A 24071-nucleotide genomic window follows, 5' to 3' on the forward strand; every position below is an offset into this window, starting at 1 on the left:
CGACCGGGAGGCAGGACCGAGGTTGTTTTTGCATTGAAATACCTGCCACCACGTGATGGCGGTCCTTAAAAAGGTCCGCGCGCCCGTGACCAATTCGTGACCTTTGACCTGCGTAAACACGCCGCAAATGTCCTTGACAGGTTTCTGAGGAAACTCTCAGAACGGAGGAGTGGTTGCTGCAACGCCGGATAAGTACCCGTATGGTGCCCGTGTGGGCCGACACGTATTAGCCAGCCCCAGTCAGCGCAAACTGCCGGCTGTAGCGGCTGCGATCATCGCGCCGGTCGTTGCGTTCTTCGCCGGCGGCAGTGATGCTCCTTCATCCCCCTTTTCCGACTCTGCCAAACCTGTCGCGGCACCCGCGCCGGCCCAGGAGCCGCCGTGCTGCATGGAGATCGTGACCGCGCCGTCCGCATCCGTGTCGCCTGTCGTCGCGCAGACCGTGGGCCTGAGCGCTGAGCAGGCGCCGCCCGCCACGGCGTCCCGCTGGCGCGTCATCAACATCCCGCAGCTGCTGCCTGTCGGCGATGCCCCGGAGCGCGGCCTGCAGGTCAAAACCATCCTCGCGTCGCGCAGCGTCAGCGCCGACTTCCCCGAGATCCATGACATCGGCGGTGTTCGTCCGGACGCGCTGCGCTGGCACCCCAACGGACTGGCGCTCGACGTGATGATCCCCAACCCCAGCAGCGCCCACGGCATCGAGCTCGGCAACCGGATTGTTGCCTACGCCCTGAAGAACGCCGACCGGTTCGCCCTGCAGGACGCCATCTGGCGGGGTACCTATTACACGCCCGACGGCGGGGCCAAGGCCGGCGGCTACGGCCACTACGACCACGTCCACCTCACCACCAAGGGTGGTGGCTACCCGAGCGGCGGCGAGCTCTACCTGCGCTGAGCGTGGCGTGTCCCCAAGGCCAGGGAGCGATGCGCCGTTTAGATTCCCCTCGTGGCGCGCAGAATGTCGTTCCGCCGGGCGCGATCTGTGATGAGCGCCGAGATCGCCGCGATCCGCCGCACCGATCCTGACCTCGATGCCGGTGACATCGCCGGATTCACCCTGCCGATCCTGGTGCGCGCCCTGGGCGTGGTGGCCATCGGTTTGGTGCCCCTGCTCGTGGTCCGCAACGGGGAGACCGCGAACGAGCAACTGGTTCCGGTCATCGGATCGCTGGCGCTGGTGATCATCTGCGCGGCGGTGGTGGCCTGGCTGATCGCGATCGTCATCTCCGGCCTGGTGGTGATGATCCTGTACCGCACCCGGCCGTCGTCCTCGTCGCGCCTGGTGATGCGCATCCTGACCGACTCGTTCATGCGCATCGACGACTCCACGTCGGCGCTGATGCTGCTGGCGCTGCTGGCCGGCCTGTTGTCGCTGGCGTTCGGCCTGCCGACGCGCAGCGGCGACGAGTTGGCCAACTCGGTGCTCGACGACCTGCTGGCCGCGCAGATCGGTGTGCTGCTGGTGGCGCTCGGGTTCTCGTTCATCGCCGAATCGATCCGCTCGGCCGCCGACATCGTCGACGACCAGTCGCTGCTGCTGGCCTGGCCGTGGGCGCTGATCATCGCGTGCCTGAGTTGGGTGCTGGCCACCATCGCCGGACCGTTCGAGGCGACGCGCATGCTGACCATCCTGTTGCACGAATGGTTGCCTGCCGTCGTCGACGATCAGTCCAGCGCCCAGGTGATCGCCGAGCTGGTCCCACCGTCGGCGCGGTGGTGGGTGGCGTTCGGCCCGCTGCCGATCATCGCCGCAATCTGGGCCTACGAGGCATCCCGGCACGGGGGATTCGCCGCGATCCGGCAGTTCTTCGACGACGAAGCGCCCGCCACGTCGCCGGATGCTCCGCGCGACAGCGACTGAACCCGCACGATAGCCTTCGCGGGAAAAGGGGGTGCCGGTGGCCACAGTGGCGTCGTTGCTGCATATGGTGTGGCGCAGTCTGAGCATGCTCCGCGCGGTCCGGGGAGTGCTGGCCCTGCTGCTGGTGATCGGCGGGATCGCCTCGGCGCTGCCCTATATCACCGTGGCCGCCTTCGGGCCGATGGTCCAGGTCATCGCCGACGCCGGGAACAGCGGAAACCTCAGCAGCGTATGGGATTTGCGCGGTCCGCTGGTGGCCCGCCAGGACGGGGTGCTGCATTCTCTGGCCGTGACGGTGCCGTTCGCAGTGCTTTTGGCTGTCTGGGCGTCCTCGCTGGTGCTGACCCAGCTCATGTACTTCGTCAACGCCTGGATCGGCGCCCACGTCGAGCGGGTGCTGGTGGTCGATATCCGGCAGCGCGTCCACGACCACCTGCAGTCGCTGTCCCTGGACTTCTTCCTGACCTCACGCAGCGGCGAGCTGATGCACCGGGTGATGACGGAATCCACTGGTGTGCAACGGCTTCTGACCGACTGTCTGCTGCCGCCGCTGATCGATGCGGCAGTGCTGGTGGTGGTGATCAGCTACCTGCTGGCCATCTCGTGGCAGATGACGGTGGCCGCACTGGTACTCACGCCGCTGGCGCTGATCACCCTCAGATTCGCCGGCCGCCACGTCCAGGCGGTGATGCACCGGGTGATGAATGCCGAGCGGGCGATGGCCGCCGAGGTCGAGCAGACGATCAGCGGGATCGCCGAGATCCAGACGTTCAACGCGCAACCGCTGCGGAGCAAGCGATTTCATGCCGTCTCGGAGGAGGCCGCGAAGGGATCGGCGGCCTCGGTGGTGTGGATGCAGGCCACCGTCAACGGCTCACAGATCTTCGTCGCGCTCAGCACCGTGGTCGTGCTCCTGGTCGGCGTCGGGCTCAGCGGACACTTCGGACTGACATTCGCGGGCCTTTTGGTCTTCGCGGGTGTGGTTCCGGTGATGTTCAGTGCCGCACAACGGGTTCTCGGGGCCTACACCACATACAAGGCCCTGGCGCCGAATGTGACGTCCACCTACGAACTGCTGGACACGAAGCCCTCCGTGCACGAAGCCGAGGATGCCGTAGCGCTGGGCGAGGTACACGGCAACGTGGTTTTCGAGGACGTGACCTTCGCCTACACGCCCGGTCGGAACATCGTCGAAGGGCTGTCGTTCTCGATCGCCGAGGGGGAGACGGTAGGACTGGTCGGCGGTATCGGGTCGGGCAAGTCGACGGTGTTCAACCTGCTGCTGCGGTTCCGGGATCCCCAACATGGACGAATTCTGTTGGACGGCAATGATATTTCGACAGTAACCATAGAGTCGCTACGCGATCAGGTGTCCAAACTCGCCCAGTTCCCGTTCTTCACCAAGGACACCATCCGGGAGAACATTCGGCTGGCGCGGCCGGACGCCACCGACTCCGACATCGAGGAAGCCTGCACCGAAGCCCACATCCACTCGATCATCACGACCCAGATGCACGACGGCTACGACACGGTGGTGGACGTCCAGATCCCCTCGGGTGGGCAGAAACGCCTGATCGCCCTGGCGCGCTGTCTGTTGCGCCGGCCCGAGGTACTGCTGCTCGACGAGCCGACCGAGAACCTCGACGCCGACGAGCGGGCCCGGATGATCGGGGTGATCCGTGGCTATGCCAAGGACCGCACCTGCGTGGTGGTCAGCCATGACCTGGATTTCATTGCCGCGGTGGCCGACCGGATTCTGGTGCTCGAAGACGGGCGTATTTCACAGAGCGGCGATCATCAGACCTTGATGGGCCAGGACGGCCTGTACAAACGGCTGCACGAGGTGCAGAACGGCCGCTAGTCCACTTCGGACTCGCCGTCGGCCTCGCGTTCGGCGTCGGGCACATCGCGTCGCCGCGAGAGCATCAGCACGATGTCACGAATCGGTGCCTCGCGGCGCCCACCCCACTCCGGCCCCACGGCGAAATCAGCATCGGTGGCCACGAAGCGATAGCCCGGTAGATCGCGCTGCGGCGCGAACGGGAACTTCATGTGCCACAACCGTTCCGCGACAGCCACGGCCGCGTCGGTGGGCATCGGACGGTCGATGCCCAGCGGGATGCAGATGTCCTGGGTATGGATCAGCACATCCAACAGCGGATCGACTTCCTTGGTCATCGGCGGCCGCTTCCGCGAACCCGCCATGGCGCGCAGCCGCGCCGTGATGGCAGCCGGGTCGGCGGGATCGTCCTGGGCGGCCCGGCGGACCATGGCGTCGAACCGGAAGCCCGACTTGAGCGCGGCCGGCAACATCTCGCCGATGCTGGCGTGGGACTGCGTGATGTGGATCGCGACCTCACGCACCGTCCAGCCCGCACACAGTGACGGTGTCGACCACTGGTCGGGTTGGAAGGTGTCGAGAAGATCGGCGAGCTGTCCACGCTGCTCATCGACATTGCGCCAGATCGTGTCGGAGTCCACGGCCGTTCCTATCGTCAGGGTTCCCTGACCAAAGTAGTCGCGTCCGCGTCCGGTATCGGCGGATCGGGTGGTCAGTGAGATTGGCGGGCCGCTGCTCGTCGATTCCAATCACGGCAAGGTGCGGTAGTCGCGGGGCGACACACCGACACGGCGCCGGAACGCGGTGGTGAACTGGTTCTGTGCCGCGAAGCCCACCATCGTGCTGATCTCGGTGATGGTGTAGCTGGTCGTCAGCAGCAGGGTCTTGGCGCGGCCGATGCGGCGGTCCAGCAGGTATTGATAGGGCGATCTGTGAAACGCCGTGCGGAACGCATTGAGGAAGGTGTTCACCGGCATTTTTGCCAGCGCAGCAAGCGATTCCAGCGTGATCTCGGTGTCGAGACCGTCCTCCAGATACTCGACGAGCAATGAGCAGGTTTCGTCGTCCAGGTGATGGGGTCCGTACTGGCGGCGGGTGCGCACCGGCGTGTACGAATCGGACAGCATCAACCGCAGCGTCTCGATCGCCGAGTCTCTGAGTAACCGCGCGACGACATCATCGCGGTCGGCGACGTTGTAGACCGTCTCGACCAGATCCTGCAGCAGCGGGTCGCGATGGTTGATTCGGGGTTCAAGGGCTACATCGCCGAACATGCCCACGGGCATGGCGATCTCGCAGTAACTTGCCGTGTCGCCATAGACCAGCGATGAGCACCGGTGCCCGGCGGGGATCACCCAGATGTCGCCCTTGCGCAGGACAGCCCGACCGGACGGCCCCCAGTCGACGTCGAATTCCATCGAGCGCAACTGGCCGACCCGGTGCACATAGATCAGGTGGTGACTCGTGTCCAAACAACACCAATCCGTCTCGGTATCGACCTGTTCGGTCGGGAACCGGAAGGATAGATCGTGATTCGCCGCGACCCTCTGCCCCAGCACTATTCGTGGGGACAGAGGTCGCTTGCCATCCCATCGCTGCATCGGCACGTTGCGGACCCCCTACGGTTGACGCACCACGTTTCCTCCCTCAACCGCAGGGGAGCCTATCGAGCGGGAGTGCTCGATGTTCGAAAAACCTCCCGTTTGGACTCAGTCCGTCGCGAACGCGGCCTGGGCTTCCTTGTCGAGGTCGACGTAGGACTCCTCGCTGACGTCGACCGCGACGCCTCTGATGGTGCCGCCGGTGAACCGACCCGGATTCTGGTACAGCGACGACACGTTGTCGCCACTGTCGAACCCGACGCACAACCCGTCGCCGGCGAGCGCGAACTTGCCGATCTGTGCCCGCATCGGACCCCTGGCCGCTTCCTTGCCGTCCACGTAAAGGATTGTGGTGCCGGTGGATTCGCCGTTCGGGCCCTTTCCTTCCCGTTTGAACTCCATGCCCAGTGCGTGCTTGCCCTCCGGCAGCGGACCGGAGACGAAGACCTGCTCGGGTTGAATGCCCAGGAAGTTGTAGACGTAGTGCAGCTTGTTGTCCTTGATGAACAGGGCATGCCCGCCGAAGCGTGAACCGTGCGCGAACAGCACGCCCTGAGCGTCCTTGGTCATGTCGACGTCGGCGATGATCTTGTAGGACCGGCCGCGGATGTTGGCCGCCACGCCCTCAGGCACCGGCGCGGTGTCCGGGTAATAGAGGTAACGAGTGCGGGACGGTTCGAACTGCGGCCGCTCGATGGTGATCAGCTCGACCGCGGTGCGGTCGTCGAGGGGAAGTACGTAGTTGTTCTTGGCCTCCTCGTTCCACGCGTCGATCAGCTCCTTGAGCTTGGCCGGATTCTGATCGGCCACGTTCTTCGACTCGGAACGATCCTCGTCGACGTGGAACAGCTCCCACTTGTCCTGATCGAAATGGCCCTTGCCGCTGATCGGTGCGTGCAGCGCCGCCGCCTTCCAGCCGTCCTGCCAGATCCCACGGGTGCCCAGCATCGCGTAGTACTGACGCTTCTTGGTGGTGGGCGCATCGGCACCGTCGAACGTGTACCGCATCGACACCCCATTTATCGGGTACTGCTTGATGCCGCGGTACTCCTCCGGCATCTCTATACCCGCGACGTCGAGAATGGTTGGCATAACGTCAGTTGCGTGGTGGTACTGATGGCGCACCTCACCCCTGGCCTTGATGCCCTTGGGCCAGTGGATCACCATCGGGTCGCAGGTTCCGCCGGAGAACTGCGAATAGCGCTTGAACATCTGGAACGGTGTGGAGAACGCCACCGCCCAGCCCGTCGGATAGTGGTTGTAGGTGTCGGGAGTGCCGAGCTTGTCGATCATCTTCATGTTCTCGGCCAAGTCGTCGGGGTACCCGTTGAAGAATTTGTTCTCATTGACCGAGCCGTTGGGCGACCCCTCACCTGATGCGCCGTTGTCGGCGCAGTAGAAGATGAGGGTGTTGTCCAGCTGTCCGGTCTGCTCCAGGTAGTCGACCACGCGGCCGACCTGGGCATCGGTGTACTCGGAGAAGCCGGCGAACACCTCCGCCATCCGGGAGAACAGCTTCTTCTCGTCTGCGTTCAGGGAATCCCATGGGCGTACCGCGTCCGCCTCCACGGCCACGTCTTCTGGCAGTGGATTGATCGGGGTCAGCTCAGTGCCTTTGGGCATGATGCCCTTGTCGATCATTCGGTTGAGCACCCATTCGCGGTAGGCCTCGTAGCCGTCGTCGAACTTGCCCTTGTATTTGGCCGAGTACTCCTCGGGGCTGTGGTGTGGCGCGTGGTTCGCGCCGGGGCAGAACCACATGTACCAGGGCTTGGAGGGGTTACTGGACCGTTGATCGCGCAACATTCGGAGCGCTTGATCGGCAAGGTCTTTCGACAAGTGGTAACCCTGTTCAGGGGTATACGGCTGGTCTATGAACCGATTGTCTTCGGTCAGGCCGGGATACCACTGGTTGGTTTCCCCACCGAGGAATCCGTAGAAGCGGTCAAATCCCTTCTGCAGCGGCCACTCTGATTTGCTGCCGCCGCTGGAGACGTCCTCTTCGGGCACATTGTGGTTCTTGCCGACCCAGAAGGTGCTGTAGCCATTCTCCTGGAGCACCTGGCCGACCGTCGCGCACTGCGCAGGCAGCCGGGCTGCCGCGCCCGGGAAACCTTCGGAACCCTCGGTGATGCTCGCGAACCGATTCACATGGTGATTACGGCCGGTCAAGAGGCAGGACCGGGTGGGCGAGCACAGCGCCGTGGTGTGCCACTGCGAATAGGTGAGTCCGTTGTCGGCCAACTTTTGCAGCGTCGGCATGTTGATCCTGCCGCCATAGGGTGACCATGAGGCCATGCCGGTGTCGTCATAGAGCACCACCAGGACGTTGGGTGCACCCTCGGGCGCGTGCTTGAGCTCGAAGGGCTTCCAATCCGGTTTCGAATCACGAATGTCCAGTTCGATCTTCCCGTTGAAGCCCTCGTTGATGCCCGTGCCGTAGTCGGGCGGGCCGGTGTGTCCGCTGGCAGTCGGCTTTCCGGTGTCGTCGCAGCCGGAGGCCAACGCACCCACGGCGGCCGCACCGACTCCGGCGGCCGCGATGCCCCCCAGCATCGAACGTCTCGATAATTTGCCGCGCTGATTGCGATCGGTTTCGGTCATGTCATCGTTGTTCGATTCCATGTTGGCTGACACTAGGCCCGATCAGGTGCACTGTCCCGGGAAATCGCCGCACCAAATCGCAACAGTCCACAAACGTTGTGTGCCACAACATCTCTTGCGGCACGAGCTTGTCAATCGCCTTTTCGGGGCGATATTTCTACAGCGGTATCGGCCGGTTCAGGTCGTCGTGGTCGTCATCGGTGAGTAGCTCGTGGAAGCTCCGCAACGTCGCGGCGCACGCTGCGCGCTCGGTCGGGTCGAGGCGGTCCAGTACTCGACTCAGTTCGCGCCGGCGTCGGGTGGTGATCTGCCGAACCAGTTTGCGTCCGCGGTCGGTCAGCGACAGCGTGACGACGCTGCGGTTGGTGGGGTCGGAACCGCGAACCAGATGACCGGAGGCATCCAGCCGATCGGCCAGCCGGGTCACCGTCGATCCGACCACGCCGAGCGCCTGGGCGCACTCTGTCGATGTCGACTTCCCGTGCTCCTGCAGCACGAGCAGCAGCCGGAATTGCGGGAGCGAGATCTCCAGTTGCTCCACGCTGCGCAGCGCAACGCCCACCAGATCTCGGGTTGCCACTTCGAATGCCGACAGTTCGTCGACCGGAGTTCGGGTCATATCGTGCCGCGACGCGCCGCCCATCCAGTGAGTATCCCACGGGAAGCCGGAGTAGTGGCTGTGAGTTTCCGGCATGGTGATGGGACGCCGTCAAGCTCCTTGCCGCGCGTCAACGTAGGTTTTTTTGTATGCAAAAACCTGTCATGTCAAGGTGATTCGCGGTGTCCTCGCCCGCCGGGCCGGGCGACATTCCTTGTCTTCGGCACAATCTCGGCGAACGTCCAGCCGCCGTGCCCATACTGGTTACCGTGCGTCTGAAGTCATGGTCGGCGGCGGTGTGGCGATATGTTCGCAGCGCCCCGCTGACCTACGCGTGGTTGGCGATTCTGCTCGTCACCACGATCATCCAGCGGCAGACGCATGGGCGGGAGCTGCATGACCTCCTGGTCCAGAGCTCGACCAACATCCACCATCTGGAGACCGACCCGCTCTACGTGCTATTTACGAGCCTGTTCTGGATCGATGGTCGGTTCTGGACCCCGTACCTGGTGCTCTTCACCCTCATTGTCGCGCCGGCCGAACGCTGGCTCGGCCAAATTCGTTGGCTTGCAGTCGGTTTGATTTCTCATGTACTGGCGACTTACATCAGCGAGGGCTTGCTGTACCTGGCGATCCACGATCACCTCGCGCCTGAACGGCTCGTCCATGTCCGCGACATCGGGGTGAGCTACTTCCTCGCCGGGGTGGGCGCCGTACTGGCGTACCGCATCGCGCGGCCGTGGCGGTGGCTGTACCTGGGTGCGGCGTTCATCTACTGTGGCGCCGCGTTGGTGAGCAATATCAACTTCACCGCGATCGGCCATGTGTCGGCGCTGCTGATCGGGCTGTGTTGTTATCCGCTGACGCGGCGGGCGCGGGCGCGGGCGCGGACCGGGGCTGGGGCCGGGGCCACGTCGTCGCTTTCTACCTCAGAGTCGTGACCGCGGCCGAGCAACAGCCCTGGTGTAGAAATCGGCGCGGCCCCGCTCGCCCTCACGCCCGTGGCTGGGACAGCAATGCCACCACCGCGTCGGTCAACGTCGCACGGGCGATCTCGAGATCCGAGGTGAAACCCACTTGGCGTTCATTACTCAGGCCGCGGATCGCGGCGGGAAGCAGGCACCGTACCCGGTACAGCTGGTCCGGGTCGAGGTCGAGCCCGTCCATCAGATAGTCGAAGCCTTGAATCCAATCGAGTTCGCGTGCCGCGAAAGCCGCTGCTGTCTGCGGGTATTCGGCGGCGATATCGGAACGGCGCGGCGGCAGCGAGGTGCGCAACGCCGTGAGTGCCCGTCCCTCGGTGGTGTCCAGGTACGTCCAGATGGAGTCGATGGCCGTGGTGACCCGCTCCCGCAAGGTGCCGGTGCGGGACGGCCGGGCATCCCCATTGGATGCCCAACTGCGGGAATGGATCTCGGTGATCACCGCCACCCATAGACCGTCCAGGTCGCCGAACTGATGCTGCACCGTGCCCCAGGTGACGCCCGCATCTTTGGCGATGCGGTTCGCCGACACCGGCTCGCCACCGCTGTCGGCCAGACAGCGGATGGCGACGTCGAGCAGACGCGCGCGGGTCTCGAGGCCGCGCTTGTTCAGCCGGGTACCCGCGGCCGACTGGATGACGGCCGACGGAACCGCGGCCTGCCACTGCTCCAGAGCACGGGCGGCCTGCGGGGATTCGCGGGCGCTCAGGCAAACCTGCCCGGGTTCGCCGCGACAGCTCGCCGCAGCGTCGGCCGGTCCGCCCGGTAGGCCTGCACCACGGGCGCGAGCTCGTGCGGGCTCGCGCCATGCATGATGACGGAGTGCACGCCCAGGTCGTACTGCCGGGCAATCGTCTTCGCGCAGTCCTGCGGTGACCCCTTGGCCACCGAATCCAACCATTCGGTGGGAATCAGCTCGGCGATCCGCTGCAGCGTCTCGACTGAGGCACTGGCGTCGATGGGCCCGGCGGTGGCGGCATCGGTGAACAGCTCGGACTGCCTGATCCGGTCCCACACCGCGCGATCCCAGCCGTTGGCCGTAACGAGCACGTCCGGGTAGGCCTGCAGATACGTCGCCAGCCGGCCAACTCCGCGGCGCAACTGGTCCTCCGGTGACAACGCGTCGGGAACTGTTGCCAGGCAGGCCCAGATGCGGACGCTGTCGGGATCCTTGCCCGCACGTTCCGCGCCCCGGCGCACTGCCGCGACCGACGACGTCGTCGCCTCATCGGAGAAGAACGTATGGAGCACAACGAAATCGGCGATCTCACCGGCGAGTTCCATCGTCTTGGGGCCGACCGCCACCAAACCGATGGGAGGTCCGTCGGGCAGGCCGCTGGTGTGGCGCAGGAACGGCCACTTCCCGGCCGGGCCGTCATGGTCCAGGATCATCTCGCCGGCCCAGAGCCGGCGCAGGATGCCGAAGAAGTCACGCAGCCGGGCCTCGGTCACCACCGGGAGACCGATCGCGTTCCAGTACGCCGCCATTCCGCGTCCGAACGCCATGGCGAAGCGACCCTCAGTGAGCGCGTGCATCGTCGATCCCACTGTGGCGGTGACTGTTGGGTGCCGCGTGTGGTAGTTGGTCGACGGCGCGATCCCCAGGGTTGTGCTGCAGCCCGCCACCGCGCCGGAGAGCACCGCCGCGTCCTTCACCGTGAAGCGTTCACCGATGTGGCAGGAACCCAAACCGAGGCCTTCGGCCGTACGGGCTTCGGGCAGGACCACCCGGACATCCGCGGGGTGACGGGTCACCGCGTAATAGCCGAGCTCGTTGAGCTGGTCTTCGGGCTGGTTCGTGCTCAATGACGTGCCTTTCGTTCCGCGGACGTCTAGCACTGTCTGCCACGGCGACGGCGATTGTCAATGAGGGTTCTCAATGAATGGGAGGGTGTGGCGGCGTGAGCCGGGTGCCGGCAAGATCAGGCGCGTGCGTGACGGTGAAGAATGCCGTCCGCCGTGGTTTGTTGAAGTATTGTGCTGCAACCACTCTCGTAGTCGTCTGGTGCTGGAGCAGCTGCCATCACCGACGGTCGGTGACGACTCTCCCGCTACCGGTCCGGCCTACCACCGGGTGCCGTCGAGCCCCGGAATCACGCACCGGCCGTCAGCGGCCACCCGCCCAATCACCATGCCGTCATACCCCGTGCACGATGAGTTGAGCGGCTCGCAGGTGTTGACGGACGTGATCACCTTGTCGGGGCCGCAGGCGGAGCCGGGTGCTGGCGGGTCGGCATTGGCGACGGCGGTGCTGAAGCCCAGCGTCAGTATTGCTGCGGCAGTAACAACGAGTGAGCGGGTCGCGTCGATCATGATCGGTACCTCCGGCCGATGGCCCCCGACAAGTGTTGATGCTACTCGTGTGGTCTAAATCGTTTCCGGTGATCGCGCGCCAGATTTGCTGAGGCGAGCTGGAAAGGATTCCGCCGATTCGAGTTAGCTGGCAATTTGCTATGCGCCGCTGACCTGTATGTATGGAGCCGATGACGGGAATCGAACCCGCGTATTCAGCTTGGCGATTTTGAGGTTATCGACGTTCATATAAGTTCGTTAAAGTATTGTGCTGCAGTCACTCTCGCGGTTACCTGGTACGTATCGATACAGATAAGTTCACCACGATTCACGGGCGTTTATGCGGGGAAAGTACGGAGCGGCTGCAAACGGGTCGAGGGCGTGGCTTGCCAAAATGGCAAAGCGAGTTGCCAGGTTCGATCCCAGTCGACACCTCCAGGGTGTCAGTTGCGGTGGTGATCACCGGCGGTACGGAGCAGCTCGTACCCTTTTTCGCGACGCCGATAAAAAGCCTGGTCAGACCTTTTCAGGTTTGACCTTGAAAAGGCATGGGACGACTGGCCAGCCGAGTACCGCGCCCAGTTCTCCCAGGTCAACACTGACCTGAGGAACGGGACCAATCCGGTGTGGGTCATGACCCGGGCCCAGGAGAAGACGCGATCAGCAACCCCGCTCTTCTGGGACACCTCGGATCGGCCGATCAAGATCTACCAACGTGGCGAGGACTGGGACACCGACAATCCCAGCGACGTTCAGTACGCGCTACGGATGGTCGGCACCGACGTACCGCTAGACGCCTGGGTCTCTCTGGCCAAGGAATTCCTCACCGCATACGACCGGTGGCGAACCGACTGAAGACAGGCGGAGGGATTCGAACCCTCGAATGATTTCAGTCACTAGACACTTATCAGGTGCCCGCATTAGGCCGCTCTGCCACGCCTCCGTCGCTGGCCCCACTCCCGCGGCTGAAACCGACTTTCGGGGACACCAGCACGTCTGCCTTGCGGCAGGACGGAGCGCCAAATTAGCACACGGCCCGGGCGCTGGAAGTTTGATTCTGCAATTTTGCGGACGCCCGCAAGACCCCTAGCCGGCCGGATGCCGCTCGAAGTACTCAACCAGCGCTGCGCGAACCAGCTCAGACTCAGACTTGATGGCGCCGGCATCAACGCGGCGTTTCATCTCCGATCGGATGCCATCCGGCAGCCGCACGGGCAGCGACGGGGTCTTGCCGGCCGCCCGCCCAGCACTCTTGGTGGGGCGACCCATCGGCAGGCGAGCAGGGTTGATCTCAACACTGAGCACCTCTTCTTCTCGCGGCGGCTCAGCCTCATAGCTGGCTGCCATGTCCTCGTAGTCGGCCTCTGTGGCCCGTCGCTTGCTCATGGTGGCCTCCTTCTTGGGTTACAGGGTTGGTGGCGGGCTAGGCCCGTTGGCGGCCGTACTCGGGACGAAAGTAGACACCGAGGCCCAGGGACTCGAAGACGCTGGGGCGCAGCATCATCGCATGAAACACGATGGCCTCCTCGGGGTCGATGAGGTCGGCGATGACCTCGACGTGCGGCTGATCCTCGGCCACGCGCCCGATGTGCAGAACGGGTTGGGTCACGACGTTGATGCGGCGCGGCTTGAGGGTGACACGGAGCACCGGGTAGTGAATGGCAGAGCGGATCTCGGCGGTGGTGATGCCGTGGCGCTTGGCGCTGAGGAGAATCTCGATCCGCATATCTAAAGTGTATTACACATATCGGATAAAATGCAATACACTTATGGCGTGCGTGCCGAGGTCTATGTTTCTCGTCATGTGCAACCGCGTTCGCACCTGCAAAACGACGGTAGAGGCCTGGATCCGCCGACGTAGTCACAAGTTCTGGGCTATCGCGATCGTGATCTCCACAGTCGGCGCGCTCTTCCTAGGAAGCCAGATCGCCCGTGTCCGCGGTCAGGACGTCGACTGGTACACGGGATTCGGGCAATGGCTGGGCGCACTCGCCAGCTTCATCGCAGCCGGCGCTGCACTCTGGATCTCGTTATCGGACCGCCGCTACAACATGGCAGAACGGAAGCGGGCCGAAGAGCAGCAAGACACTGACCTGAATCGGCAAGCCGGCATGGTGCGAGTGACGGCCAAGGAGTATGCCAGAAGGCAGGCCGCCGGCCCGAATTTCAAAAACGCTGCGATCGGCATTCGGAATCGACGTTCCGATCGAATCTTCGACATCGAGTTGGTGAAGTTCGTTCACCACGGCGAAGAGATAGAAACGGCGGATATCGACAGGATCAACGGGTTCGCCGTGTTTCCACGGCGGCCGGAACATGAGAACCGGTTTCCACTGAAGGGCGAACTCGGCGGCATCGCACTCTTAAGCGACGAGATGCTCGTGCTGTACCACTCCGACAGCATGCCCGGCTCACCCGCCGATTACGCAGCCGTGAGGTACACCGACGCTGCTGGTAGGCGATGGGAAGTCGACACCGACGGAGCGGTCACCCGGCTATAGGGGGGTGGGCGGCCATCGTGGCAGGTGCGCGCCACCTGACCCCGCCCCAGTCAGGAAGCGCGATCTGTACGGGTCTGGGGATTCTGGCGATATATCGTTAGCCCGCCAGAGCGATGCCTCCGGGCTCGCTCCGGCGGGCCAACTATGGCTCTGCCTGCAGCATGCGGCGCCCGCATGAATCTACTTTCCGTAGGTCCGCAGCGCGATGTCCTGCAGGTGCGCCTGCATGCTCTCGTCCGTTTTCTCTTCAAGGCGGACAAGGAGGTAACCCGAGAGGCTGACCAGTCCCATGAGGAGCTGAGCTTCGCCGTCCGGCCCGTCGCCGACGTGCTCCAGAACTCGCTGCTGGGAGAACTCCGTGCTGTTGGGGTTGTCGGTCGCCCAGGCGGTCATGACGTCGATGGCCCTGCGCAGACTCTCGTATCGATCCACGCCCGGGAGTGTGCCATGAAAGCCGGTCCAAATGACGACGTTAAGGCTGAGTCGCTAGACGAGCTGGGATCGCCCGAGCATGTCCCGGGACAACGGATGTCCCGGGAGAGAAATGGCGACTGGGCCGGGGTCGACAGTTGGGCCTCCCATGGCGATGCTGACCCGCCCCCCCTGGGTTTGGTGTCAGCGCTTCCAGAATGAGTTTTGCGCTTCCGCGTTGCGGGCAGCGTCGGCACCGCCGCGGTCGTCGTTGACTTGGTTGTGGCTGTGGTACTCGAAGTTCATCGTGCGACTGTTGTCCTGTCCCTGGCTGCCCTGCTGCTGCGCGTTCGGGTTGGTGGGTGCCTGCTGCGCCGCCGTATTCGGCAAAGCGGGACGCGCAGAAGCGATCGCGCCCGCAGCCTTCCCGAACCATGAATTGCCGATGCTGCCCAATGGGGAACCCGACGGTAGGAGCGTCTCCATCAGGCCACTGACACCGATGCCGGCCACCTGACTGCCGAACTGAATTGCCCGGTTGGCCAGCTTCATACCGGTCTGTGCGGCCTGCCCGGCGCCCGGCGCGAGCATGTCCAGGCCGCCAGCGGCCATCATCGCTCCGTCCATCAACCCGCCACCAAGCCCAACGCCACCACCGCCAGGTCCGGCGGGGTATGCGATCCCGCCCGTGGCAGTCGACGCGAACGGCGCCGCCTGCGGTGCACCGATGCCAGGCATCATGCCGCCGGGCATCGCCGGCACGCCCGCCAATGACGGCGCGGTCGAAGGGGCTGCAGGGCTCGTGTACGCGGGGCTGTAGGTATCCGGGCCAGCCATCGGGCCCGGCATCCCGGGAATCGGAATTCCGGCGGACTGGCGAGTATGCACATGGTTCTGGTGTTCGGCCAGGGTGCCCTGGCCGTACAGTCCGGGCCACGGCCTGCCTTCGCCGACCTCGGTTGATCGCCCAGTGTTGGGGTTCTTCCAGATCACCTGCTCCAGCGCGCCGGGAATCTGCGAGAGGTAGTCGGCGAATCGCTGCATGTTGTCCACCGAGCCGGACCAGTCGATACCGCGGTTCTCGTGGTTCGGGTTGGGCGCCACATTGAGGCCGCCTGAAGTGACGCCGTTCGCGCCATCTTCTTGATGCCCCTTGTAGGTGCTGGCCTTGACGCCGAACGCCTGCTCCAGCGCGTGCACCCACGGCGGGAACACGGCGCCGCTACTGCCATAGCCACCTGTGTCTGTGCCGCCCGGCAGCCCGTACGCTGGGCGCCCGCCCGGCGCCAGGGTCGGCTGCAGCGCAGAGGCGGGGTACGCAGTGGGTGAGTTCCCTTGCGGCCCGTATTGAGGCTGGGTGTACTGAGGCCCGAGAACCCCCTGCGCACCGAGGATCCCGGCGATGCCGTGGCCGCCCTGGATCGGGTTGGCCTGGCCGATAGCGGACAACTGGCCCATCAGCGGTGCGGCGGCGAGGCTGGCGACGAACCTCACCAGATTGTCAGCCAGCCCCGGCAGCCCCTTGGAAATGCCAAGGTCGTTGTCCAGCGCGACGCCGATCTGGTCCATGCCTTGTCCGAACGACTTAGCGGCACCCTCCATCTTCTTCCACGTACCCTGCTGCGCCTCAACCAGCTTCATCTGGGCTGAAACGTATTGCCGTTCAGCCATTGTCACTGACTGGCGTGCAGTGTTCAGATCTTGCTCGGTGTGGGTGGTGTCTGCTTGCAGTTCCAGGACGCGGATTCGGGCCTGCTCGACACTGTTACGGGAGGACATCACCGACGTCTCAGCGTCGAACACGCGCGCCGGATCCACCTGATAGGCGCCGGGGCCAGTCGGCGGCCACCCGGCCGCAGGCAGGCTAGTAACCCCCTGAGCACCTGGCAGTGCACCGGCCACCGGGATGGCATCAACGGAGTACTGCGACGGATCGAACGACGGCTTCGCCTTGGCGCCATCAGCTTTCGCGGCGTCCTCGATCTGCTTCTTGGCGTCGCCGTACGGCATGCCCGGGCCAGCGGCCGGCGTATCCGCTCCCCACGAATGTGGCCGGTCAGTCAGGTCCGCCTGCTGGCGAGGCGACAGTCCCGGCTGGAAAGCGATCTGCGGCAGGGGCCCTGTCTGTGGCGGATCGTCAAACAGGTGGCCGCTGACGAACTTCCCGAACTCGTCGGGCAAGTCCTGCATAAACCATTGGCCGAGCCCGGAGTCGGAGATCTTGCGCTGAATCTTGTCGACCTCGTTGCTGATCGTGTTGCCGAGGTTGGTCCACCCGTTCGCATGTTCATTCAGGGTTGCAGTGGCCTGGTCCACCTTGCCCTCGATGTTGGTGAATCCTGTACTGGCAGAGTTGAGGTCCATCGCCATGATGGCGGTGTTGGCTTCTTCCCACCGGGTCTTGAACAGTGCCAAACCGACGTTGGTCCGCTCCTGCGGATCCTCAATGCTGGCCAGGGCCACCATGATCGCACCGAATGCGCTTTTGGCTTGATCTCCGCCGGCCGCGAACTGCTTGCCCATTTCGTCGGCGTTGAACCCGAGCGCCTGGAACGCGGCCTTGGTCGTGGTGGATCCGTCGTTGGCGCTGATGGCGAACTCCCGCAACGAATCTGCCGCGAGGTCGGAGTTACGGATATTCGACTCATACATCTGATCGATCAAGCCCAGCGCTTCGCCGCCGGACAGGCCGAGGTTCTTGAAGTTGATGGCGTATTCGTTGAGGGTGTCCATCATGTCGCCGGTGAGGTTCAGGCCCTTTTCCTGCGCGGCGAGGATCAGATCGAAAGCACCCGTGTAGTTGGCGACCATCCCGCCAGACACCAGTCCACGCGCCCCCAGTGCGAGGCTCTGCTGCGATTCACCAGTGACCCGTGAGACGGTGTCCATCTGTTCGATGAACTTCTGGACCTCGGCGTCGCTGGCGTTCCTGTCCAGTAGCCGGGCTTGAATACCGAGGTCGATCGTGGACAGGTTCGTCTCCCGTGACATCCCGAACCCGTTGGTCCAGGCTGTGCCGGCGGCCAGGCCGAATCGGTTCATGGTGTCGGAGTCGACACCCATCCGTGTCTGGAACACGTCCTGCACTTGCAGTTGTTGCAAGCCTTGGGCGAGACCGTCGGCGAGCTGCTTGCCGGCGACCACACCGAGGGTGGCAACCCCGGCGAGGGCCAGGCCGATCGGCCCGCCGGCGGCGCCTATCCGGGCCAGTGTCGACGCGCCGGCGAATCCGCTCATGAAGTCGTTGGCCGCGCCCTGGCCGGCGGAGCCAGCGCCGTACATCGAGTTGCGGAAGGTGTTCATGAACGACTGGCCGGCGTCGGCGCCACGGCGATCAGCGGCATCACGGGCCCGCTCGTAGTCGCTCAGGGCGCTGGTGGCGTCTCGGATCGAACGCGCCTCAGCACGGCGGGCTTTCTCCACCTTCTCCACTTGGGAGACGATCTGATCGTCTCGGGCGCCGCGCTCCCGCAGGTTCTGCAGCCTGGCCTCTTCCGAGCGCAACCGCCCGGCCGCGTCGGTGGCCTTGTCGTAGGAGTCTTTTGCCTTGTCGCCGAACTTCTTCAGTGACTCTTCGGCATCCTTGGACGCGCCGCTGATGGCATCTGAGAACGTTCTCCCAGCATTGCGGCCAGCATCGGCCATCGCCCGCTCAGCCTTATCGCCAACCTGCTTGAATGACCGCTCATCGGCGGTAGCGGTTACCGGGATTGATATAGCCATCAGCGTTACGCCCCTTGGTTCCTGGCGTCTGCCTCAGCGTTCTTCGGCAACAAAACAAGTCGCTGATCAGCGAGTTGGCCGATAACTGCGGCGATCACGTCGTTGGGTTTGATGGGCGGGCCCGAGTTCTCTACCGCCAGAGCTTCTTTGATGTTTCCGCGTAGGTAGTGAAAAACCCATTCATCGGCCCGCAGCTTCTCGTTGTCACGTGTGCTCATGGTTGGCCCTTCCTGGTGGTGGGACCTGGCCAGGGGTACGAATTGGCTCGTACCCCTGGCGGTCTCGTTCGTCTCGGCTAGGAAGCGCTCACAACATCGAGCATCCGGAACGCGCCATCGTTGACCGAGTCGGCGCCCACGCGGTACCAGGCGACCCAGCCGCGCTGGCCGGTGGGCCGGCGGTTCGCCCCGAACAGATGCTGAATCAGCTCGACGGTCATACCCAGCCGTGTGGCCACGACGTAATTGGAGAAGTCGCCGTAAATCGCCGCGTAGTTGTGCCCAGCGCCCGCCGTGGTGATGGAACCGTCCATCGCCTCAGCCTCGATCGCCGGCCGGCCCAGCAACTGCGGGGGCCGACCATCGTTCAGGTTGGTCCAGAAGCCACCGCCACCGCTGGTGTCGAACTGCCGAATCTTGTTGTAGATCTGGTTGTTGGCCAACCAGGAGGCATTGCGGCGCCACCGCGCCGGCAGAGCTCCCTGCAGCGCGTACACGTCCGACAGTGCGAACGTGTCATCCGCTCCGGCGTTCACCACCGACGACGTACCCGTCAGCGCGGTCACGATGCCGGTCGGCTGGCCCGAACCGGAGCCGGTGACGAACGCTTGCGCTTCCAGATCGGACTGGCCCTCGGCGAACAACGTGCCCACAGCCTCGGTCACGTTCGCGGCGTCCTGCAGCGCTTCCACGCTGATCGGCACGAAGCCCTGCGCCTTGTGGATCGGGATGGTCGGCTGCGCGAACGTCGGCGAGTCGTCGGACACCTCTTCGGCTTCCGCGTCCCACGACCAACTGATGGCCGCTGAACTCACCCCGTGCCACACATCTCCGGTGGCGATCACCTCGCGGGCCACCGAGCGCACTTCGCTGTATGAACCAGCGCTCGTGACGATCAAGGCGGGATCGAGCTGGAAGGGCACCAGGAAGCCACCGGCGCTGTCGGTCAGCGACATGGCACGGAACTGCTCAGCTTCTGCCCAGGCTCGCTTCTCGTCGTCGTCGAGGGCGTACTGCTCGCTACGGGCCATCTTCGACCAGGCGCGAACGTAGGCCGGGTTGGAAGTGATCAGCGCGTGACGGGCGATCTTCGAATCGACCGAATCGTAGCGTTCCAGCATCCGCGTTGCGCCTTCACGAATCTCATCGCTGGCGCCGGGCATCTTCTCCACCGCCGACAGCGCGCGGGCCCGCAGTTCGTTGGCGATCGCAGCCGGTGCTCGGCCGAACGCCTGCACCTCCCGAAGGTCCCAGGGGTTGCGGCCCCGGAACTCGGCCGCGGTGTCACGCGGATCGCCGATCGGATCGCGGTCGTAGTCACCGGCCCCGCCGCGCTCCACCTTTGCCTCACCAGAGGCCACCAGCTCCAGTATCTTCTGGCGGTCCACACCGCGCTGCTGCTCCTGCTCGCGGAGTTGAGTGGCGCGCGCAGACAGCGATTCGAAGCGCTGAGCATCGGCCCCGGTGAGGTCGCCGGTGGTTTTGTCGAGCAGCTCCTGCGCGGCAGCGCGGGTCTGCTCCATGGTCATCGAAGAGATATCGGTATCGGTCATGATGTTTCACCAATCGAGGAGGGACAGCCGCGCTTGCGCGACTGACCGAGGGATAACAAGGGAGGATTGCGAGCGAACGCCAGCGATCTGCGCGCCGGAATAAGCCGGCCAGGTCACCGCCGAAACTTCCCGAAGCCCGGCTTCGAGGTGAACCCGAAGGTCGCCTTCCCACCGATCCCTGACCGACGAGAAACCGACAGAAAAGCTGTCGACAGTGCCTTCGCGGACCAGAGTCAACAGATCGTTGCCTGCAGTGGTGTCGGAGACCTCAAAGGCAGCCATGAGGCCGCTGCTTTCCTCACGGAGGTCAACTGCCCTGCCCACCGGTAGCTTTCGATGGTCGTGGCCCACGAGCAGTTTCACTTTGTGGCCGCGTTCCCGGATGGACCGCTCGAAGCTGCCGAAGGTGAATTTCTCGCGGTAGTTAACCATCCCGCCCCGGTCATCAGGCTCGCTGATATGCGTGATCTGCTCATACGGGACGGCAATGCCGTGAATCGTGCGGCCCTCAATGGAATCGAGAGCAGCCGTTCGAAAGAGGATGTTGCTCATTGGGTTTCACCTATGCCAGGACGTGCGGAATTCGCTTGCGTCGCATGGTGACCGGGATAGCGCGGGTTGGCCTCCCCTGAGGCTCCCGGCGTCTCGCGTGATACCGAGCTAATTGCCATAATAGCAAACCGGCTTGCCATCATGGGTTGTCGCGATCATCGATCGGTTGTCCGCGCTTTGGTTCGCCGGGATTGTTTGCGTGGAACGCCAGCCACTCGCGGGTGACGTGGACCAACGGATTCGCCTCGGCCACGACGTACGCGTCGCTGGCGTCACCTCGGAACTCCAACTTGCCGTCAGCGGCGATCTCATCCAGTGCATCGGCCGCTCTCTCGCGATCACCGCCAGTCTGTTGCGCCACAACCTCAACGGCCAGGTCCCACATCAGCTGCCGCTCGTCGTCGGTCAGGGGTCGGTTGATTTCGGTCATTGCTCGCTCCAGTCGTCAGGAATCGTGTCGGGCACCTCGGCCGGCACGAACTGCGCCACCAAGGCCTCATCGCCATCAAGGTCTTCCGCTCGGACCATCGCCAGGGTGCGGCCACCCCACCGGAAATCAAGCAGGCCGTCATGCTCGCTGGTGTGCATCCGCACCCCGTGCTGATTGTTGGCCTGGCACCACGCGATGCGCTCAGCTCGGTCGTCAGGATCGAGATTGGCGACGGCGCTCCCCAACAGCGCCTGAATCCGGGCAGGCAGATCAGGATTGGTCATGTCGGAAGCCCTTCGGTCGTGGTTGTGGAAAAACTTCGGAGAGAGACTCGCCATAGGAAGCAGAGGGGTCGACCTGGGAACGTCCTGCGCCGGACCCCTACCCCCCGGGGGGCGGTGAACGATCGCGAAGGAACCGTCTGACCTGACCCCGCCCCAGTCAGGAAGCGCGATCTGTACGGAGTCTGGGAAGTTGGCGATATATCGCTAGTCGGGGGCATGAGCAACCGCCTGGTAGTCGAGGATTCGTTGAACGGTGCTGTACCCGACCTTGAGAGTGCGCTGGATAGTGCTTGGCGCGGTGCCTTCGGCGTGTGCGGCGAGCACCTTCGCGACACGTTCGGGCGCGATCCGCACCACGCCTTGCGCGACGATGCGTTCCGCGATGGTCAGGTGCGCACCGTCGTATGCGGGTCGCTCGACAGTGCACGCTGCGGCGTGCGTTTCGGTGTGCACCGTGTTGTGCACTGCCACGTGCACCGCCGCGGTGGCCTCTGCGTCATGGTGTGTAGCCAGCTGCAACTGCTCGGCGCGTTGGGCGTTGGTGAGCGCCAGGATCGCGATGGTGCTCGCAGTCATACCCAGGTCGATGATCAGGGGGACGATCCATGCGATGACGGGTGCGGTGCCGGCCCAGGTGATCACGAGGTCTTGCAGCGCGACGAAGTTGAGCACGAACGCTCCGAGGGCGAGCGTGACGGCGATGGCCAGCGCCGAGCGGTATGCCGCGCCGACGATGCGCGCCTGGACCAACACGTGCACGCCGTAGGTGGCGCACAGCTGGATCACCACGATGACGAATGCGAGCACGGAGGCGATCAGGGGCGAGCGTGCGCTGCCTAGTACAGCGTGGGTGACGACGCCGAGGATGGAGAACGCGGCTGAGCCGATCAGCCAGGACCAGAAGAACCTCCGGGCTCGGTCGGCGCTCACGATGCGTCCTCCCGGTTCGCGTCGACGATCTTCCAGATGCGTTCGGTTTTGGCCTCACCGTGGGCTGGCACCGATTCGATTCGCGACATGCGCCCTGCGGCGCGGCGTACGGATTGCCAGGGGTGGCCGGCGGCTTCACCGGCGATCTTCGCGTCGTCCGGGTCGATGGTGTCGCTGTCCTGTTTGTCGAGCCAGGCATCTAGCCACGCCTCTGCCGACTCGTATCGGGGTGGCTTGTAGTCGGGAGTGATCGACCAGATGGCGCGGCCCCGCTTGCGGTCGACGGTGTGCATCTCGGGGTGGGCGCTGACGGCTTGGTGAACGCTGCCTTTGGTGTAGCCCTGCGCTTGTCCTGCTTCGATTACAGCAAACGATTCGATGGTGGTGTGGCCCGCTGCGCGGAGTTCTTCGACGTGTTGGTTGAGCCATTTCTGGCAGGACAGCTTCGGCTGCTCGGAATCGCGTGACCTGCGCGAATCTAGGTCAGTGATTGTCGCCTCGGGTTCAACCTTGACCCTAGGGGTCAACCCATCTGACCTGCTGTTATCAACCTTGACCCCGGGATCAACGTTGACCCCTTCGCTTAACGAATACCGCTTTCCGCGCTGCGTCTCTTCGTCCACGATTTCGCCGGATGACAGCAAACTGGCGATGACCGCTGGGAACAGTTCTTTGTACTCTCGCTTGCCGATGCGGCTGTGGACGGTTCCGTGGGATGTTGGGCCTTCGGCGAGGATGCGGAGGATGCGCCGGCGCACGACCTCGGCGCGCCGCTCGTCGATAATCTCGTCGAATGCCGCGCGGCCGAGAGCTCGCTGGCGCACCTCTTCCCGCTTGGCGCGTTTGGCCTGCTCGAGGATCCAGTCGCGGGTGCTGTCTGAGACCTCCATGACGGCGTCGGACAGCTGCCAATCCAGCTCGGAGACGACCATTCGGTGGTGCATGACCGCCAGCACCGCGGCCACCTTCAGACGGGTCAACAGCCGATGCCCATCGAGGGCCTCGGAGTCGCCCCGCTGGCGAGCGATGTGGGCGGCGATGACCGTCTGGGCGATGTCCTCGGGGCCGTACTGGATCTCCAGCGGCTCGGCGCTCACGCGTGCCCACGAGGGCAACGCGGTGTTGAGCGGGCCCGGGTCTGCTGCCGGGGTGGCTGGCATGTCCGGGTCCGTGGTGGGGAACCACAGAAACCTCTGGGGCGTACCACCACTGGTGTCGGAGAAGATTACTCCGCAGTGCCCCGGCTGGGCGCCTACCGAGAGGCAGCACCGGTATGTGTGGGCCTGGACGATTCGGGTCGTCGCGTCACTGGCGTTGGACTGTCCGAGCAGTTCGCCCATCGCCATCGATTTGAGCTGAGCCAACAGGATGGAGCCTTGCCGGCCCGCGATGCCGGCCAAGGTGTCGATCTCGGGGACGCTGAAGATCGCCCGCGTAATCGCCTCCTGCCCCTCTTTTTTCGGGGGAATGAACGTGGCGGCGATGCCCTCACCGGATCCAATGGGGCGTTCGATGATCGGGGCTGGCCAGGCCTCGCGTGCCACCTTGTCTGAGATGCCCTTGCCGCCGCCTGATGGGGACACGAACGCGGCCAGCAGGTTCAAGCTCGCCCGGCCGCCGATGATGCCGGGCAACTGCACCTCGGGGCCTGTGGAGGCGGCGACCCGCAGCAGAACGGCGCCGAATACGG

The 24071-nt window shown here is 64.4% G+C and carries 24 protein-coding genes and 1 tRNA gene; 6 read left to right on the top strand and 19 right to left on the bottom strand.

Translation table 11 applies throughout. From position 1 onward, the window contains the following. Positions 1-211: 211 nt before the first annotated feature. The 3 genes from ACZYZ7_RS09275 to ACZYZ7_RS09285 all read left to right on the top strand — a co-directional run bounded on the left by ACZYZ7_RS09275 (position 212) and on the right by ACZYZ7_RS09285 (position 3722). Positions 212-895, top strand: a complete 684-nt coding sequence (locus ACZYZ7_RS09275; protein ID WP_463740746.1) for a hypothetical protein — start codon at positions 212-214, stop codon at positions 893-895. A gap of 63 nt (positions 896-958) precedes the next feature. Next, positions 959-1861, top strand: a complete 903-nt coding sequence (locus tag ACZYZ7_RS09280; protein ID WP_463741060.1) for a hypothetical protein — start codon at positions 959-961, stop codon at positions 1859-1861. A gap of 37 nt (positions 1862-1898) precedes the next feature. Beyond that, positions 1899-3722 (top strand): ABC transporter ATP-binding protein, encoded by a 1824-nt coding sequence (locus ACZYZ7_RS09285; protein WP_463740747.1) that lies wholly within the window; start codon positions 1899-1901, stop codon positions 3720-3722. Here the strand turns inward: ACZYZ7_RS09285 and ACZYZ7_RS09290 are convergent. The 4 genes from ACZYZ7_RS09290 to ACZYZ7_RS09305 form a co-directional block, all read right to left on the bottom strand. Beyond that, positions 3719-4342, bottom strand: a complete 624-nt coding sequence (locus ACZYZ7_RS09290; protein WP_463740748.1) for a maleylpyruvate isomerase family mycothiol-dependent enzyme — start codon at positions 4340-4342, stop codon at positions 3719-3721. The two genes, ACZYZ7_RS09285 and ACZYZ7_RS09290, sit on opposite strands and share 4 nt — an antisense overlap. Before the next feature lie 108 nt (positions 4343-4450). Beyond that, the gene (locus ACZYZ7_RS09295; protein ID WP_463740749.1) at positions 4451-5173 is read right to left on the bottom strand and encodes a helix-turn-helix transcriptional regulator; all 723 of its coding nucleotides are present in this window, start codon (positions 5171-5173) and stop codon (positions 4451-4453) included. A 237-nt stretch (positions 5174-5410) separates the two neighbouring features. Next, positions 5411-7927 carry an arylsulfatase gene (locus tag ACZYZ7_RS09300; RefSeq protein WP_463740750.1) on the bottom strand — a complete coding sequence of 839 codons (2517 nt, stop codon included), beginning with the start codon at positions 7925-7927 and terminating at the stop codon, positions 5411-5413. A gap of 136 nt (positions 7928-8063) precedes the next feature. Further along, positions 8064-8549 (bottom strand): MarR family winged helix-turn-helix transcriptional regulator, encoded by a 486-nt coding sequence (locus ACZYZ7_RS09305; RefSeq protein ID WP_463740751.1) that lies wholly within the window; start codon positions 8547-8549, stop codon positions 8064-8066. 230 nt (positions 8550-8779) lie between these two features. Here ACZYZ7_RS09305 and ACZYZ7_RS09310 point away from each other — a divergent pair, with 230 nt between their 5' ends. Further along, the gene (locus ACZYZ7_RS09310; protein ID WP_463741061.1) at positions 8780-9445 is read left to right on the top strand and encodes a rhomboid-like protein; all 666 of its coding nucleotides are present in this window, start codon (positions 8780-8782) and stop codon (positions 9443-9445) included. A 52-nt stretch (positions 9446-9497) separates the two neighbouring features. Here the strand turns inward: ACZYZ7_RS09310 and ACZYZ7_RS09315 are convergent, their stop codons facing one another. From ACZYZ7_RS09315 to ACZYZ7_RS09325, 3 genes are all read right to left on the bottom strand, one after another. Further along, positions 9498-10019: a TetR/AcrR family transcriptional regulator gene (locus ACZYZ7_RS09315; protein ID WP_463740752.1), complete on the bottom strand. Its 522-nt coding sequence runs from the start codon at positions 10017-10019 to the stop codon at positions 9498-9500. A 173-nt stretch (positions 10020-10192) separates the two neighbouring features. Next, complete coding sequence (locus ACZYZ7_RS09320) at positions 10193-11293, bottom strand: TIGR03857 family LLM class F420-dependent oxidoreductase (RefSeq protein ID WP_463740753.1); 1101 nt, start codon at positions 11291-11293, stop codon at positions 10193-10195. Positions 11294-11551: 258 nt separating this feature from the next. After that, positions 11552-11800 (bottom strand): hypothetical protein, encoded by a 249-nt coding sequence (locus tag ACZYZ7_RS09325; RefSeq protein ID WP_463740754.1) that lies wholly within the window; start codon positions 11798-11800, stop codon positions 11552-11554. A gap of 612 nt (positions 11801-12412) precedes the next feature. Here ACZYZ7_RS09325 and ACZYZ7_RS09330 point away from each other — a divergent pair. Further along, positions 12413-12634 carry a hypothetical protein gene (locus ACZYZ7_RS09330; RefSeq protein WP_463740755.1) on the top strand — a complete coding sequence of 74 codons (222 nt, stop codon included), beginning with the start codon at positions 12413-12415 and terminating at the stop codon, positions 12632-12634. Here the strand turns inward: ACZYZ7_RS09330 and ACZYZ7_RS09335 are convergent. From ACZYZ7_RS09335 to ACZYZ7_RS09345, 3 genes are all read right to left on the bottom strand, one after another. Then, positions 12635-12722, bottom strand: a tRNA-Ile gene (locus tag ACZYZ7_RS09335). Positions 12723-12865: 143 nt separating this feature from the next. After that, on the bottom strand, positions 12866-13165 hold the full coding sequence (locus ACZYZ7_RS09340) for a ribbon-helix-helix domain-containing protein (protein ID WP_463740756.1): 300 nt from the start codon (positions 13163-13165) through the stop codon (positions 12866-12868). A gap of 37 nt (positions 13166-13202) precedes the next feature. Next, the gene (locus ACZYZ7_RS09345; protein WP_463740757.1) at positions 13203-13505 is read right to left on the bottom strand and encodes a hypothetical protein; all 303 of its coding nucleotides are present in this window, start codon (positions 13503-13505) and stop codon (positions 13203-13205) included. 76 nt (positions 13506-13581) lie between these two features. Here ACZYZ7_RS09345 and ACZYZ7_RS09350 point away from each other — a divergent pair, with 76 nt between their 5' ends. After that, complete coding sequence (locus tag ACZYZ7_RS09350; RefSeq protein ID WP_463740758.1) at positions 13582-14280, top strand: hypothetical protein; 699 nt, start codon at positions 13582-13584, stop codon at positions 14278-14280. A 180-nt stretch (positions 14281-14460) separates the two neighbouring features. Here the strand turns inward: ACZYZ7_RS09350 and ACZYZ7_RS09355 are convergent, their stop codons facing one another. The 9 genes from ACZYZ7_RS09355 to ACZYZ7_RS09395 form a co-directional block, all read right to left on the bottom strand. Beyond that, a complete protein-coding gene (locus ACZYZ7_RS09355) occupies positions 14461-14712 on the bottom strand; it encodes a hypothetical protein (protein ID WP_463740759.1) in 252 nt (83 codons plus the stop codon). A gap of 183 nt (positions 14713-14895) precedes the next feature. Continuing rightward, positions 14896-18414 carry a phage tail tape measure protein gene (locus ACZYZ7_RS09360; RefSeq protein ID WP_463740760.1) on the bottom strand — a complete coding sequence of 1173 codons (3519 nt, stop codon included), beginning with the start codon at positions 18412-18414 and terminating at the stop codon, positions 14896-14898. 5 nt (positions 18415-18419) lie between these two features. Next, positions 18420-18632 carry a hypothetical protein gene (locus ACZYZ7_RS09365; protein ID WP_463740761.1) on the bottom strand — a complete coding sequence of 71 codons (213 nt, stop codon included), beginning with the start codon at positions 18630-18632 and terminating at the stop codon, positions 18420-18422. A 77-nt stretch (positions 18633-18709) separates the two neighbouring features. Then, positions 18710-20185: a phage major capsid protein gene (locus ACZYZ7_RS09370; RefSeq protein WP_463740762.1), complete on the bottom strand. Its 1476-nt coding sequence runs from the start codon at positions 20183-20185 to the stop codon at positions 18710-18712. Between the two features lie 6 nt (positions 20186-20191). Continuing rightward, on the bottom strand, positions 20192-20737 hold the full coding sequence (locus ACZYZ7_RS09375) for an HK97 family phage prohead protease (RefSeq protein ID WP_463740763.1): 546 nt from the start codon (positions 20735-20737) through the stop codon (positions 20192-20194). Between the two features lie 139 nt (positions 20738-20876). Continuing rightward, a complete protein-coding gene (locus tag ACZYZ7_RS09380; protein ID WP_463740764.1) occupies positions 20877-21167 on the bottom strand; it encodes a hypothetical protein in 291 nt (96 codons plus the stop codon). Next, positions 21164-21451 carry a hypothetical protein gene (locus tag ACZYZ7_RS09385; protein WP_463740765.1) on the bottom strand — a complete coding sequence of 96 codons (288 nt, stop codon included), beginning with the start codon at positions 21449-21451 and terminating at the stop codon, positions 21164-21166. The genes ACZYZ7_RS09380 and ACZYZ7_RS09385 overlap by 4 nt, the downstream gene beginning before the upstream one ends. Positions 21452-21655: 204 nt before the next feature. Next, positions 21656-22381: a hypothetical protein gene (locus ACZYZ7_RS09390; protein WP_463740766.1), complete on the bottom strand. Its 726-nt coding sequence runs from the start codon at positions 22379-22381 to the stop codon at positions 21656-21658. Next, positions 22378-24021, bottom strand: coding sequence for a hypothetical protein (locus ACZYZ7_RS09395; protein ID WP_463740767.1), 1644 nt, complete (start codon positions 24019-24021; stop codon positions 22378-22380). Before ACZYZ7_RS09395 ends, ACZYZ7_RS09390 begins: the two co-directional genes overlap by 4 nt. Positions 24022-24071 lie beyond the last annotated feature (50 nt).

The sequence above is a fragment of the Mycobacterium sp. IDUB_17 genome, from assembly GCF_055419465.1.

Coding starts and splice junctions, on each gene's coding strand:
- ACZYZ7_RS09385 (WP_463740765.1), bottom strand. CDS start 21,451: ATGACCAATCCTGATCTGCCTGCCCGGATTCAGGCGCTGTTGGGGAGC.
- ACZYZ7_RS09365 (WP_463740761.1), bottom strand. CDS start 18,632: ATGAGCACACGTGACAACGAGAAGCTGCGGGCCGATGAATGGGTTTTT.
- ACZYZ7_RS09330 (WP_463740755.1), top strand. CDS start 12,413: ATGACCCGGGCCCAGGAGAAGACGCGATCAGCAACCCCGCTCTTCTGG.
- ACZYZ7_RS09305 (WP_463740751.1), bottom strand. CDS start 8,549: ATGGGCGGCGCGTCGCGGCACGATATGACCCGAACTCCGGTCGACGAA.
- ACZYZ7_RS09360 (WP_463740760.1), bottom strand. CDS start 18,414: ATGGCTATATCAATCCCGGTAACCGCTACCGCCGATGAGCGGTCATTC.
- ACZYZ7_RS09350 (WP_463740758.1), top strand. CDS start 13,582: ATGTGCAACCGCGTTCGCACCTGCAAAACGACGGTAGAGGCCTGGATC.
- ACZYZ7_RS09300 (WP_463740750.1), bottom strand. CDS start 7,927: ATGGAATCGAACAACGATGACATGACCGAAACCGATCGCAATCAGCGC.
- ACZYZ7_RS09370 (WP_463740762.1), bottom strand. CDS start 20,185: ATGACCGATACCGATATCTCTTCGATGACCATGGAGCAGACCCGCGCT.
- ACZYZ7_RS09375 (WP_463740763.1), bottom strand. CDS start 20,737: ATGAGCAACATCCTCTTTCGAACGGCTGCTCTCGATTCCATTGAGGGC.
- ACZYZ7_RS09345 (WP_463740757.1), bottom strand. CDS start 13,505: ATGCGGATCGAGATTCTCCTCAGCGCCAAGCGCCACGGCATCACCACC.
- ACZYZ7_RS09380 (WP_463740764.1), bottom strand. CDS start 21,167: ATGACCGAAATCAACCGACCCCTGACCGACGACGAGCGGCAGCTGATG.
- ACZYZ7_RS09280 (WP_463741060.1), top strand. CDS start 959: ATGTCGTTCCGCCGGGCGCGATCTGTGATGAGCGCCGAGATCGCCGCG.
- ACZYZ7_RS09325 (WP_463740754.1), bottom strand. CDS start 11,800: ATGATCGACGCGACCCGCTCACTCGTTGTTACTGCCGCAGCAATACTG.
- ACZYZ7_RS09340 (WP_463740756.1), bottom strand. CDS start 13,165: ATGAGCAAGCGACGGGCCACAGAGGCCGACTACGAGGACATGGCAGCC.